Source organism: Sphingomonas sp. BL-S-30 (genome assembly GCF_055521475.1).
The window spans coordinates 3430724-3444121 of the sequence record NZ_CM145481.1; the positions used below are offsets into that span (position 1 = coordinate 3430724).

The window sequence follows — 13398 nt, forward strand, 5'->3', positions numbered from 1 at the left end:
GGTTCTATTCCCGCTGGACTCGGTACGGCAACGCACCACACTCCGCGCTCGCTGGTCCTCCGGGAGAGACGAGATGGCGACCTTTTCGCTGACCGATGCGCTCCGCGTCGAATATAAGGCATTGTTCGACAGCTGCACCGTCAACCCCGCACGCGCAGCGGAGGTCGAAGCGCTGGTGGCCAAGCTCGTCGCGAACCGGGCCCGCTATGAGGCGGTCGGCGGGCCGCTCGGCATTCCCTGGCATTTCGTCGCCGTGATCCACAATATGGAAGCGAGCCAGAACTTCGCGAAACACCTGCACAATGGCGATCCGCTGACCGCGCGCACGAAACAGGTGCCCGCCGGCCGGCCGAAGACGGGATCGCCGCCCTTTACCTGGGAAGCCAGCGCGACCGACGCGCTGACGCTGGAGGGCTTCAACACATGGACCGACTGGTCGGTGGCGGGGGCGCTGTTCAAGCTGGAACGCTATAATGGCTCGGGTTACCGGCTATACCATCCGCAGGTGAAGTCGCCCTATCTGTGGAGCTTCTCCAACCATTATACCAAGGGCAAATATGTCGCCGACGGGACCTGGTCCGATACGGCGACCTCCGCGCAATGCGGGGCGGCGGTGCTGTTGCGGCGGATGGCGGAGAAACAGCTGATCGGTTTCACCGACGAGCCCCTGCCGTCCGTGGTCACCGGGCCGCTGGTCTCGCGCTTCGCCACCGCCAAGCCGACCGATCCGGCGGTGATCGCCGCCGGCATGACCCTGCAGACCTGGCTGGGCAGCTTCAAGGGCGTCGTCGTCAAGGTCGATGGCTGGTGCGGGCGGGGCACGTCGGACGCCTACAAGCTGGTGACCGGGCAGTATCTGCCGGGCGATCCCAAGGGTTGATTTAGCGCCGCCCGCGATAACTGGGGAGCGCGAGCCTCCAGTGGATCGCGGCGGCACGCAGGCTGAAGCCGGCGGCGGCCGCCACCACCGCCGCGGCAAAGGCGGGGACACCCGCGGACACCAAGACAACGTGCAGACCCGCGGCGAGCGCGGCGGCGGTCACGTACAGTTCGGGGCGCATCAGGATCGACGGCTCGCCCGCCAGCACGTCGCGGATGATGCCGCCGACACAGGCGGTCATCACCCCCATCAGCGCGGCCGGCACCGGCGGGATGCCGAACGCCAGCGCCTTGGCCGCGCCGAACACGGCATAAGCGGCGAGGCCGACCGCATCGAGCCAGTCGAGTGCCTTGTCCTGCCACCAGACCTGGGGCGTGATCCAGACCAGCCCGGCGACCGCGAGGCAGATCGCGGCGACCAGCGGATCATGCACCCAGAAGACCGGCGCTCCGATCAGCAGATCGCGGACCGAACCGCCGCCCACGCCGGTGATCAGCGCGAAGAAAGCGGCGGTGACCAAGGTCTGTCCGCGCCGGGTCGCGGCGAGCGCGCCGGTGGTCGCGAACACCGCGATGCCGAACAGGTCGAGCCAGGGGAGGATCGATCCGAATTGCCAGGGGGCGTGGGGAAGCATGGCGCGTTCTATCGCCAGCGACGGCTCCGCGCAAAGGCGGCTGGAAACTCGGCGCGCGCTGCGACATAGCAGTGTCATGCAACGCTATCGCCCGTCGATGATCGCCCTTGCCATCTGCCTTGCCGCGCTTGCCGGTTTCGTCGATGCCCTTGCCTATTCGAGCCTTGGCGGTTTCTTCGCCTCGTTCATGAGCGGCAATACGACGCGGCTGGGCGTCGCCGTCGCGACCGAGCGCTATGACGAGGTGCGGATGGCCGGCGCGCTGCTGCTGAGCTTCGTCAGCGGGGTGATGATCGCGACGGTGATCGCGCGACGCTGGGCAAAGCACGCCCAGGCAGCGGTGATGATCGCGGTGACGCTGCTGCTTGGTCTCGCCGCGACGATCATGCATTTCGAGCCGAACACCAGGGCGCTGCTGCTGCTCGCCGCGGCGATGGGCGCGGAGAACGGCCTGTTCCTGCGCGATGGCGAAGTGAGCATCGGGCTCACCTATATGACCGGATCGCTCGTGCGTATGGCGCAGCGGCTGGCCGGGGCGCTGATGGGCGATGCGGACCGCTGGACCTGGCTGCGGTATCTGCTGCTGTGGCTCGGTTTCGTCAGCGGCGTGGTGATGGGGGCGCGCTGCTACGGCGCGTTCGACACCGGCGCGCTGTGGCTGGCGACCGGCGCGGCGGCGCTGCTGACGGTGGTGGTCGCGGTAATGGCGCGCGGCACGGAGCCGGTCGGGCCATGGGGTGCCCGGGCGGTTTAGGTAGCGGCTTTGCGGTTGAGGAACGCGATCACCGGCTCATCACAGGCCACGATATGGTCGCTGAGATCGAACACCTCGGATTTCAGGGCATGGCCGAGAGCTTCATCCCGATCGAGGATGCGGCCGAGATAGGACGTCGGATACATCGCTTCCGCCGCATCGACGAGGCCGACCTGATAGCTATTCTCGGCAATCCAGATACGAAAGGCAAAAGCCAGTCGATCGTCCGGTGTTGCGTCATCAGCCCAATCGCCAAACCCGACCAGTACGCTGACGAAATCATGCCCTTCCGAGTAGTCCGCAAAATATACTGCAAGGGCCGCTTCGTCTCGGCTGACGAAGCGGACCAGATGGGTGGTGACATCGCCGCAGCATTGGCAAGTCGACTGTGTCGGGGGCTCGAACTCGATCTGATCCTTCACCCCGCGCACCCCGTCAGATGTGGATCGGCTTGCCCAGCACTGCCATCGCGGCTTCCTTGATCGCTTCCGAATGCGTCGGATGGGCGTGGCAGGTATAGGCGATGTCCTCGGAGGTCGCGCCGAACTCCATGGCCTGCGCGGCCTGGGCGATCATCGTGCCGCCGACCGAGGCGATGACCCAGACGCCGAGCACCCGATCGGTCTTCGCATCCGCGATGACCTTCACGAAACCGTCGGGCTCGTGATTGGTCTTGGCGCGCGAATTGGCGAGCATCGGGAACTTGCCGACCTTCACCTCGCCACGCTCCCCGGCCGCCTCCTCGGTCAGGCCGACGCCGGCGATCTCGGGATTGGTGTAGACCACGCTCGGGATCACATCATGGTTCACGATGCCGGTGAGGCCGGCGATGTTCTCGGCGACCGCAATGCCTTCGTCCTCGGCCTTGTGCGCCAGCATCGGGCCGGGGATGACGTCGCCGATCGCCCAGATGCCGGGAACCGAGGTCTGAAAGCGGTGATCGGTCTCGACCTGGCCGCGCTGGTTGGTGGCGAGGCCCGCAGCGTCGAGGCCGAGGCCTTCGGTGTTGGGACGGCGGCCGATCGAGACGAGCACCGCATCGGCTTCGAGCGTCGTCGCTTCGCCACCGGCGGCTGGCTCGAGCGTGAGCGTGGCAGTGTCGCCACTGACGACCACGCCGGTGACCTTGGTCGAGAGGCGGAATTCCAGCCCCTGCTTCTTCATGATCTTGTTGGCTTCCTTGCGGACCTCGCCGTCGAAGCCGGGCAGAATCTGGTCGAGGAATTCGACGACCGTCACCTTCGCACCGAGGCGCCGCCAGACCGAGCCGAGCTCGAGCCCGATCACGCCGCCGCCGATCACGACCATATGCTTCGGCACCGCGGGCAGTTCGAGCGCGCCGGTCGAATCCACCACGATCTTCTGGTCGATGGTCACGCCCGGCAGCGGGGTGACCGAAGAGCCGGTCGCGATGATGATGTTCTTCGCGCGATATTCGCGATCGCCGACTTTGACGCTGTCCTTGCCGGTGAAGGTCGCGCGACCCTTGATCCACTCGACCTTGTTCTTCTTGAACAGGAACGCGATGCCGCCGGTGAGCTGCTTGACCGCGTCGAGGCGCTGGCCGTGCATCGTCTCCAAATCCAGGCTGGTCTCGACCTTCACGCCCAGCTTGGCGAGCCGGCCGGAAACGGCCTCGTCATACAGCTCGGACGCGTGCAGCATCGCCTTGGACGGGATGCAGCCGACATTGAGGCAGGTGCCGCCCAGCGTCTCGCGGCTCTCGACACAGCCAGTCTTCAGCCCAAGCTGCGCCGCACGGATCGCGGCGACATAGCCGCCCGGGCCGGAGCCGATTACCAGGACGTCGAAATCATAGTCAGCCATTGTCTATCTCAATCGCATGGTGCGTAACGACACGTAAGCACTCCCGTTCGTCCTGAGTAGGGGCTGAGCTTGTCGAAGACCCGTATCGAAGGACATGGCGTGAGGCCTGTCCTTCGATACGCCATTTCGACAAGCTCAATGGCTACTCAGGACGAACGGCGGTGGGGTCAAAGGTCGATCAAAATCCGCGTCGGATCCTCGATCGCGTTCTTCAGCGCGACGAGGAAGGTCACGGCCTCGCGGCCGTCGATCAGGCGATGATCGTAGCTGAGCGCGAGGTACATCATCGGGCGGACCACGACCTGGCCGTCGCGGACGACCGGGCGATCCTCGATGCGGTGAAGGCCAAGCACCGCCGCTTGGGGCGGGTTGATGATCGGGGTCGACATCAGCGAGCCGAACACGCCGCCATTGGAGATAGTGAAGGTGCCGCCCTTCATCTCTTCCATCTTGAGCGTGCCGTCCTTGGCGCGCTTGCCGAAGTCGCCGATGGTGCGCTCGATCCCGGCGACCGAAAGCTGGTCGGCATCGCGCACGACGGGGACGACCAGGCCGCCCGGGCCCGACACCGCGACCGAGATATCGACATAATCGTGATAGACGATCTCATCGCCCTCGATCGAGGCGTTGACGCTGGGCACGTCCTTCAGCGCGAGGCAGGCGGCCTTGGCGAAGAAGCCCATGAAGCCGAGGCGGACGCCGTGCTTCTTCTCGAACAGATCCTTGTACTTGGTGCGCGCCTCGATCACCGCCGTCATGTCGACGTCGTTGAAGGTGGTGAGCATCGCCGCGGTGTTCTGCGCTTCCTTGAGGCGCTTCGCGATCGTCTGGCGCAGGCGCGTCATGCGCACGCGCTCTTCCTTGCGGCCGGTCGAGGCGGCGACCGAGGGCGCGACCTGCGGCTCGGCCGGGACTGCCGCCGCGACGGGAGCGGGCGCCGGCGCGGCCGAAGCGGCGGCGACGACATCGTCCTTGGTGATGCGGCCGTCCTTGCCGGTGCCCTTGACCGTCGAGGGATCGACGCCGTGCTCGAGCACCGCGCGGCGCACTGAAGGAGAGAGCGCGGCCGGGCCGTCACCGGCCGGCGCGGCGGGGGCCGGCGCAGCGGGAGCGGGCGCAGCGGGAGCAGCAGGTGCCGCGGTCACGGCAGGCTGCGGCGCCTCGGCGGCCTTGGGAGCGCCCGCGCCAGCGTCGATCGTCGCGATCATCGCGCCGACCTGGACGGTATCGCCGACCTTCACCGCCTGCTCCCCCATGACGCCGGCGACGGGGCTCGGTACCTCGACCGAGACCTTGTCGGTCTCCAGGCTGGCGATCGGCTCATCCATCGCCACGGCATCGCCGGGCTGCTTGAGCCATTCGCCGAGCGTCGCTTCAGTGATCGATTCGCCCAGGACGGGCACTTTTACTTCGGTTGCCATCTCTTACTTCCCTTGTTCCCCGGCGAAGGCCGGGGCCCAGTTACGCAGCGATCATTGGCGAGCGCCGCGAGTCATCACATCCGTTTCCCGACTGGGCCCCGGCCTTCGCCGGGGAACAGCCCCAATGCTTCAGCTCTTCCGCGTGCGGCGGATTTCTTCGCGGACATTATGGCCGAGCGCGTCAGCGACGAGCGCGGCCTGTTCCATCTGGTGACGCTTCATCAGGCCGGTCGCCGGCGATGCGGCGGCGGCGCGGCCGGCATAGCGCGCGCGCACCGGCTTGACCCCGGCCCCGACCAGGCATTCCTCGATGAACGGCTCGACGAAGCTCCACGCGCCGTTGTTCTTCGGCTCTTCCTGCGCCCAGACCACTTCTTCGAGGTTGGGCAGCTTCTGCAGGCGCGCGGTCAGCGGCTCGCTCGGGAAAGGATAGAGCTGCTCGACCCGGACGATCGCGGTGTTCTTGTCGCCGGCCGCATCACGCGCCTCCATCAGGTCATAAGCGACCTTGCCGGTGCACAGCACGAGTCGCCTCACGTCCAGGTCCGCCGGCGCCGAAGGATCGGACAACAGCCGCATGAAGTGGCTGTCGCCCTGGAAATCGGCCGCGCTCGATACCGCCAGCTTGTGGCGCAGCAGCGACTTGGGCGTGAAGATGATCAGCGGCTTGCGGAAGCTGCGATGCATCTGCCGGCGCAGCAGGTGGAAATAATTCGCCGGCGTGGTGCAGTTCGCGACCTGCATATTGTCCTGCGCGCACAGCTGCAGGAAACGCTCGACGCGTGCCGAGCTATGTTCCGGACCCTGGCCTTCATAGCCGTGCGGCAGCAGCATCACCAGGCCGTTGGCGCGCAACCACTTGGCCTCGCCCGACGCGATGAACTGATCGATCATGATCTGCGCGCCGTTCATGAAGTCGCCGAACTGCGCCTCCCACAGCACCAGGGTCTTCGGGTCGGCCAGCGCATAGCCATATTCGAAGCCGAGCACGCCATATTCGCTCAAGGGGCTGTCCAGCACCTCGAAACGGCCATGCTCGAGCTGCGCGAGCGGCAGATATTTGTGCTCGTCCTTCTGGTCGATCCACACCGCGTGGCGCTGCGAGAAAGTGCCGCGGCCCGAATCCTGCCCCGAGAGGCGGACGCCATAGCCTTCCGACAGCAGCGAGCCGTAAGCGAGCGCCTCGCCCGTCGCCCAATCGAAATTGGCGCCCGATTTGAACATCTCGCGCTTGGCGTCGATCACGCGGCCGAGCGTCTTGTGGATGGTCAGGTCGTCGGGAACGGTGGTCAGCGTGCGGCCGAGCGAGTCGAACAGCTTGGGTTCGATCCCGGTCTCGACATTGCGGCGCGCGCTCTCGGCATCGGCCGGCGCATGCAGGCCCGACCAGCGTCCGGCGAACCAGTCCGCCTTGTTCGGCTTGTAGCTCGCGCCCGCCTCGAACTCGCCTTCGAGCAGGGTGGTGAACTGCGCGATATTGTCGTCGATCCAGGCGCGATCGATCACGCCCTGCTCGATCAGCTTGGTCCCATAGATTTCGCTGACCGGCGGATGCGCACGGATGCGATCGTACATCAGCGGCTGAGTGAAGCTCGGCTCGTCGCCTTCGTTATGGCCGAAGCGGCGATAGCACCACATGTCGATCACGATGTCGCGGTGGAAGCGCTGGCGGAACTCGATCGCCATCTTGGTGGCGAAGGTCACCGCCTCGGGATCGTCGCCATTGACGTGGAAGATCGGCGCCTGGACGCCCTTCGCCACATCCGACGGATAGGGCGACGAGCGCGCGAATTGCGGGCTGGTCGTGAAGCCGATCTGGTTGTTGATGACGAAATGGATGCAGCCGCCGGTATTGTAACCGCGGATGCCGGAGAAGCCGAGGCATTCCCACACGATGCCCTGGCCCGCAAACGCCGCGTCGCCGTGAATCAGCACCGGCAGCGAGGCCTTGTGCTCCTTCAGGTCGCCGGCGATCGTCTGGATCGCACGGACCTTGCCCAGCACGACGGGATCCTCGGCCTCGAGATGCGAGGGGTTGGCGACCAGCGACATATGCACGCTGATCCCGTCGAACTCGCGGTCGGTCGAGGTGCCGAGATGGTATTTCACGTCGCCCGAACCGGCCACGTCGTCGGGATTGTCGGAGCCACCGCCGAATTCATGGAAGATGATGCGGAACGGCTTGGCCATCACGTTGGACAGCACGTTCAGACGGCCGCGATGCGCCATGCCGAACACGATCTCGCGCACGCCGAACTGACCGCCATATTTGATGACGCTTTCCAGCGCCGGGATCATGCTCTCGCCGCCGTCCAGGCCGAAACGCTTGGTCCCGACATATTTGCGGCCGCAGAATTTCTCCCACTGCTCGGCTTCGATCACCTTGTTGAGGATCGCCTTCTTGCCCAGCGGGCTGAACTCGATCGCCTTGTCCTTGCCTTCCATCCGTTCCTGGAGGAAGCGGCGCTCCTCCACGTCCGAGATGTGCATATATTCGAGGCCGACATTGCCGCAGTAATTCGCGCGCAGAATGCCGACGAGCTCCCGCACCGTCGCCCATTGCAGGCCCATGGTGCCGCCGAGATAGACCGGGCGGTCGAGATCGGTGTCGGAAAAACCGTGATATTCAGTGGTGAGATCGGCCGGCATCTCGCGCTTGGACAGGCCGAGCGGATCGAGATTGGCGGCAAGATGGCCGCGCACGCGATAGGTGCGGATCAGCAGCATCGCACGGATCGAATCCGCGGCGGCACGGACGATGTCGTCCTGCGAGGGCGCGGCGGCCGCCGGTGCCGGGGCAGGCTTGGCGCCGCCCTTGGCGGGCTTGGGCGCCGGCTCCATCTGGGTCGGGTCGAGCGCCGCGGTCAGATCGTCGGTCGAGCTCAGCGGCCAGTTGGACTGGTTCCAGCTCGGGCCGGTCGCATTGCCCTCCAGGCCTTCGAAAAAGCCGCGCCAGCCCGGCTCGACGCTGTCCGGAGACACTTTGTACCGCGCATAGAGCGCATCGATGAACGCCGGGCTCACGCCCCCGGCGATGTCAGCGAAATCCTGGCCTTCGTAGCCCATTGGCTGTTCCTCGGCGCATCCCTGGGGAGGTGATGCTGCTTTGTCCCCGCCCGAGGCGGGGCCTGGTTAACCCTTCAACACCGACAGCAGCGTCGTGCCCAGTTCGGACGGGCTGTCCGCTACCTTGATCCCTGCCGCTTCCATCGCCGCGATCTTGTCCTCGGCGCCGCCCTGGCCGCCCGACACGATCGCGCCGGCATGGCCCATGCGGCGACCCGGAGGCGCCGTGCGGCCCGCGATGAAACCGGCCATCGGCTTCTTGCGGCCGCGCTTGGCCTCGTCGCGGAGGAACTGCGCGGCTTCCTCTTCGGCCGAGCCGCCGATCTCGCCGATCATGATGATCGACTTGGTCTCGTCGTCGGCGAGGAAGAGTTCGAGCACGTCGATGAAGTTCGTGCCGTTGACCGGATCGCCACCGATGCCGACCGCGGTCGTCTGGCCGAGGCCCGCATTCGACGTCTGGAAGACGGCTTCATAGGTAAGCGTGCCGGAGCGGCTTACAACGCCTACCGAGCCCTGCTTGAAGATGCTGCCGGGCATGATGCCGATCTTGCACTGGCCCGGCGTCAGGACGCCCGGGCAGTTCGGACCGATCAGGCGCGACTTGGAACCGCTGAGCGCGCGCTTCACCTTGACCATGTCGAGCACCGGAATGCCCTCCGTGATGGTGACGATCAGCGGCACTTCGGCGTCGATCGCCTCGAGGATCGAGTCGGCCGCGAAGGGCGGCGGCACATAGATGACGGACGCGGTCGCGCCGGTCTTCGCAACGGCCTCGGCAACGGTGTCATAGACCGGCAGGCCGATATGCTCGGTGCCGCCCTTGCCCGGCGTCACGCCGCCGACCATCTGCGTGCCATAAGCCAGCGCCTGCTGGGTGTGGAACGTGCCGGTCTCACCAGTCATGCCCTGGGTGATGACCTTGGTGTTCTTGTCGACGAGGATTGCCATATTTTTCTCGTTCCCACTTGCCGCGCTCCCGCGAAGGCGGGAGCCCAGACCTAAAACAAAGACTCGAACAGATCGTCCCAGTCCGGATTCATCGTTTCAATCTCTCGCAGCTTCCACTGCCGATTCCATTTCTTCAGCTGCAATTCGCGATGTCTGGCCCCTTCGATCGTATCATGGGCTTCGTACCAGACGAGCAGCTTGCAGTCGTATTTTCTGGTGAAGCCTTCGACCAGGCCGTTGCGATGTTGGTACGCGCGGGCAGGCAGGTCGCTGGTTACACCGATATAGATCGTTCCGTTCTTCTGCTTCGCCATGATGTAGACGAAGCCGGGTTTATCCTCTCGCACCGCCCGCCTCCTTGGGTCCCCGCGAAGGCGGGGACCCAGACTGGGCTCCCGCCTTCGCGGGAGCACAATGAGGTCAGGCCAGGCTTCCGTCGATCGCCTTGCACGCGACCAGCAATTCCTTGACCGCCTCGACCGAGACATCGAGGTTGTTCTGTGCCTCTTCGTCGAGCTTGATCTCGACCACCTTCTCGACGCCGCCGGCACCGATGACCACCGGCACGCCGACATAGAGATTGTCCACGCCGTACTGGCCGGTCAGGTGGACCGCTGCCGGGAGCAGGCGCTTCTGGTCGTAGAGATAGGCCTCCGCCATCGAGATCGCCGAGGTGGCGGGGGCATAATAGGCCGAGCCGGTCTTGAGCAGCGCGACGATCTCGCCGCCGCCCGACCGGGTGCGCGCGACGATCGCGTCGATGCGCTCCTGCGTCGAGAAGCCCATGTCGATCAGGTCCGGAACCGGGATGCCCGAAACGGTCGAGTAGCTGATCACCGGGACCATGGTGTCACCGTGGCCGCCGAGCACGAAGGACGTGACGTCCTTGACCGAGACCTTGAACTCTTCGGCGAGGAAATGGCTGAAGCGCGAGCTGTCGAGCACGCCGGCCATGCCGACGACCTTCTGGTGCGGGAGACCCGAGAATTCGCGCAGCGCCCAGACCATCGCGTCGAGCGGGTTGGTGATGCAGATGACGAACGCGTCGGGCGCGTTGGCGGCGATGCCTTCGCCCACGGCCTTCATGACCTTCAGGTTGATGCCGAGCAGGTCGTCGCGGCTCATGCCCGGCTTGCGGGCGACACCGGCGGTGACGATGATGACGTCCGCGCCAGCGATGTCGGCATAATCATTGGTGCCGGTGATCTTGGCGTCGAAGCCTTCGACGGGCGAGCACTGACTGAGATCCAGCGCCTTGCCCTGGGGCACGCCCTCGACCACGTCGAACAGGACGATGTCGCCCAGGCCCTTCAGTGCTGCGAGATGAGCAAGCGTGCCGCCGATGTTACCGGCACCGATCAACGCGATCTTCTTGCGGGCCATTCCTCGTCCTTTCGGCAATGATAAAGCCGCGCGCGCGGCGAAACTGGGCGGCGGCTTAGGCGCGTTTGGCCGTAGGGGCAACCGCTAAAACCCGATATTTTCACGTGTTTATTGCAACTAATTCGCAAGTGCATTTACGCCGGTTGATCATTCTCGGGATCGACGTAGCGACGCTCACCGGTCGCGTCATTATACCATACCGTCACGGCACGACCGCTGGCGTCGTCGACGAAACGTTCGGACGTCTCGCGCCACCCGCCGCCGATCGGTTTCGCCTGCGAAGCGCCGTACCGGCGGCGTTCGAGCATGATGCCGGCAAGCACGACCGTCGCCGCGATCAGCGTCGGCCACACCGCCGGATCGATCACCGCGCCGATCACCGCCGCGGTGAACAACAGCATCGCGATCACCAGGACGAAGGTACGCAGCATCATTCGGGCGCGGGATCGAGAATGACGGCGGTGCCGTACGCGACCACCTCGTTCATCGCCTGGGCGATCTCGCCCGAGTCGAAACGCATCATGACGACGGCGTTGGCGCCCATCAGCGCAGCATTGGCGACGAGGCGGTCGATCGCGTGGCGCCGCGTATCCTCGACCAGTCGGGTATATTCGGGGATTTCGCCGCCGACGATCGAGCGCAGGCTGGCAGTGATGTTGCCGCCGATGCCGCGGCTGCGGACGACGACGCCGAATGCCTGACCCAGCGTCTTGAGTACGGTATGGCCCGGGACATTCTCGGTGGTGGTGACGAGCATCTTCTTCCCTCCATGGCCGGCCGCGGCACGATAGCAAATGGTCGGGCGATGGCGAAGGTCAGTTCGCGCCGTGGCCCAGTTCGAGATAGTCGTCGGAGCGCATTTCCTCGAGCCGGCTGATCGTGCGCTCGAACTCGAAACGGCCGTCACCCTTCTCGTACAGCTCGCCCGGCGGCGCATCGGCAGCGGCGAGCAGCTTCACCTTGTGCTCGTACAACGCGTCGATCAGCTGGACGAAACGCGCCGCCTCGTTGCGGTTCTCCGGCCCGAGCCGCGGGATGCCGACCAGGATGATGGTGTGGAAACGCCGCGCGACCGCGAGATAATCGGCCGAGCCGCGGGCCTCGCCGCACAGCCGCTTGAACGAGAAGACCGCGACGCCCTTCAGGCTCTTGGGCACATGCAAGGTGCGTCCGCCGCCGACCGGCAATTCCTCCGAGGGCACATGGTCGCGGTCCTCGGGCGGATAGTCGGTCAGGCGGAAAAAGGCGGCGGAAAGCTGCGCGGTCGCCTCGGGCCCGTTGGGCACCAGCCAGGTCTCGACCTGGCCGAGCCGGTCGCGTCGGTAATCCACCGGGCCGTTGAGCGCGAGCACCTGCATCCTGGTCTGGATCAGGTCGATGAAGGGCAGGAAATGCTCGCGGTTGAGCCCGTCCTTGTAGAGATCGGTCGGCGGCCGGTTGGAGGTCATCACCACCGTCACGCCGTGGCGCAGCAGCTCGGTGAACAGCCGCGACAGGATCATCGCGTCGGGGCTGTTGGTGACCATGATCTCGTCGAAGCAGAGCACCTTCACTTCCTCGGCGATCGCGGCGGCGACCGGGAGGATCGGGTCGCCGACTTCCTTCTCCCGCTCGACCCGCAGGCGGGCATGGACGTCGAGCATGAATTCGAGGAAGTGGATGCGCCGCTTCCGCCGCATGTTGATGCAGCCGAAGAACAGATCCATCAGCATCGACTTGCCGCGGCCGACCCCGCCCCAGAGATAGATGCCCGCCGGCGCCTCGGGCCGCCGGCCCAGCGCGCGCCACAGCACCGACCCGCGCTTCGGCGCTGCCTCGAGTTCGGTCGCCAAAGCGTCGAGGCGACGAGCGGCTTCCTCCTGTTCGGGATCGGGCCGGAGCTCCCCCGCGGCGATCAGCGCTTGGTAGCGGGCGAGGACGTTGGGCACTACAGCGCTCCGCCCGTTCGCCCTGAGCTTGTCGAAGGGCTGTTCTTCTTTGCGACCCACGTGAAAAAGAACAGTGCTTCGACACGCTCAGCACGAACGGAGATAGAAGTCATTGCTTCGGGGCCGATTTGCGGATCGTGGCGGAAAAGCTCGCGACCTTGTCCTCGTCCTGCACGACGAGGCCGCGCAGGAACAGCAGCCGCCCGGTCTCGCGCAGCAGTTCGACCTGCGCCTCCAGCAGCTCGCCGATGCGGCCGCCGCCGATGAACTGAGTCGAAAGGTCGAGCGTCACCGCCGACCCCGCGGTGATCAGCCCGAAGCTGCGCGAGGCAGCGAACAGCGCGACATCGATGAAGCCGAGCAGCGCACCGCCATGCACGCTGTCGCGCAGATTGGAATGGCGCCGCTCCGGCGTCATGCGCACCCGGGCAATGCCGCCTTCGACCCGCACCATCATCGGGCCGAGAAAGCTGTTGTAGCGCGATGGATCAGTGAAGCCCCACCGCATCCAGCCGGGATGATCCGGATCCTCCTCGTAGAGGAAGGTAGCGGGC

At 65.7% G+C, this 13398-nt stretch carries 14 protein-coding genes; 2 read left to right on the forward strand and 12 right to left on the reverse strand.

Annotation, left to right across the window (positions count from 1 at the left end; all coding sequences use genetic code 11):
- Positions 1-73: 73 nt before the first annotated feature.
- Positions 74-880 carry a hypothetical protein gene (locus ACZ1I5_RS15965; protein ID WP_465170221.1) on the forward strand — a complete coding sequence of 269 codons (807 nt, stop codon included), beginning with the start codon at positions 74-76 and terminating at the stop codon, positions 878-880.
- A gap of 1 nt (position 881) precedes the next feature.
- On the opposite strand, the gene ACZ1I5_RS15970 is transcribed toward ACZ1I5_RS15965, so the two are convergent.
- On the reverse strand, positions 882-1514 hold the full coding sequence (locus ACZ1I5_RS15970; protein ID WP_465170222.1) for a trimeric intracellular cation channel family protein: 633 nt from the start codon (positions 1512-1514) through the stop codon (positions 882-884).
- A gap of 76 nt (positions 1515-1590) precedes the next feature.
- Here ACZ1I5_RS15970 and ACZ1I5_RS15975 point away from each other — a divergent pair, with 76 nt between their 5' ends.
- Entirely contained in the window at positions 1591-2268 is a 678-nt protein-coding gene (locus ACZ1I5_RS15975; protein WP_465170223.1) for a YoaK family protein, read from the forward strand.
- On the opposite strand, the gene ACZ1I5_RS15980 is transcribed toward ACZ1I5_RS15975, so the two are convergent.
- The 11 genes from ACZ1I5_RS15980 to ACZ1I5_RS16030 all read right to left on the reverse strand — a co-directional run bounded on the left by ACZ1I5_RS15980 (position 2265) and on the right by ACZ1I5_RS16030 (position 13352).
- Entirely contained in the window at positions 2265-2690 is a 426-nt protein-coding gene (locus ACZ1I5_RS15980) for a hypothetical protein (protein WP_465170224.1), read from the reverse strand. The genes ACZ1I5_RS15975 and ACZ1I5_RS15980 overlap by 4 nt on opposite strands.
- 13 nt (positions 2691-2703) lie before the next feature.
- A complete protein-coding gene (lpdA, locus tag ACZ1I5_RS15985) occupies positions 2704-4095 on the reverse strand; it encodes a dihydrolipoyl dehydrogenase (protein WP_465170225.1) in 1392 nt (463 codons plus the stop codon).
- Positions 4096-4262: 167 nt separating this feature from the next.
- Entirely contained in the window at positions 4263-5516 is a 1254-nt protein-coding gene (odhB, locus tag ACZ1I5_RS15990) for a 2-oxoglutarate dehydrogenase complex dihydrolipoyllysine-residue succinyltransferase (RefSeq protein ID WP_465170226.1), read from the reverse strand.
- A 129-nt stretch (positions 5517-5645) separates the two neighbouring features.
- A complete protein-coding gene (locus ACZ1I5_RS15995) occupies positions 5646-8582 on the reverse strand; it encodes a 2-oxoglutarate dehydrogenase E1 component (RefSeq protein WP_465170227.1) in 2937 nt (978 codons plus the stop codon).
- Positions 8583-8648: 66 nt separating this feature from the next.
- On the reverse strand, positions 8649-9533 hold the full coding sequence (gene sucD, locus ACZ1I5_RS16000; RefSeq protein ID WP_465170228.1) for a succinate--CoA ligase subunit alpha: 885 nt from the start codon (positions 9531-9533) through the stop codon (positions 8649-8651).
- Between the two features lie 50 nt (positions 9534-9583).
- Entirely contained in the window at positions 9584-9880 is a 297-nt protein-coding gene (locus ACZ1I5_RS16005) for a GIY-YIG nuclease family protein (protein WP_465170229.1), read from the reverse strand.
- A 73-nt stretch (positions 9881-9953) separates the two neighbouring features.
- On the reverse strand, positions 9954-10916 hold the full coding sequence (gene mdh / locus ACZ1I5_RS16010) for a malate dehydrogenase (protein ID WP_465170230.1): 963 nt from the start codon (positions 10914-10916) through the stop codon (positions 9954-9956).
- Between the two features lie 134 nt (positions 10917-11050).
- Complete coding sequence (locus tag ACZ1I5_RS16015) at positions 11051-11350, reverse strand: hypothetical protein (protein WP_465170231.1); 300 nt, start codon at positions 11348-11350, stop codon at positions 11051-11053.
- Positions 11347-11673 (reverse strand): YbjQ family protein, encoded by a 327-nt coding sequence (locus ACZ1I5_RS16020; protein ID WP_465170232.1) that lies wholly within the window; start codon positions 11671-11673, stop codon positions 11347-11349. The genes ACZ1I5_RS16015 and ACZ1I5_RS16020 overlap by 4 nt, the downstream gene beginning before the upstream one ends.
- Positions 11674-11731: 58 nt before the next feature.
- Positions 11732-12844: a cell division protein ZapE gene (zapE, locus tag ACZ1I5_RS16025; RefSeq protein ID WP_465170233.1), complete on the reverse strand. Its 1113-nt coding sequence runs from the start codon at positions 12842-12844 to the stop codon at positions 11732-11734.
- Positions 12845-12953: 109 nt separating this feature from the next.
- Positions 12954-13352 (reverse strand): PaaI family thioesterase, encoded by a 399-nt coding sequence (locus ACZ1I5_RS16030; RefSeq protein WP_465173985.1) that lies wholly within the window; start codon positions 13350-13352, stop codon positions 12954-12956.
- Positions 13353-13398: the final 46 nt, after the last annotated feature.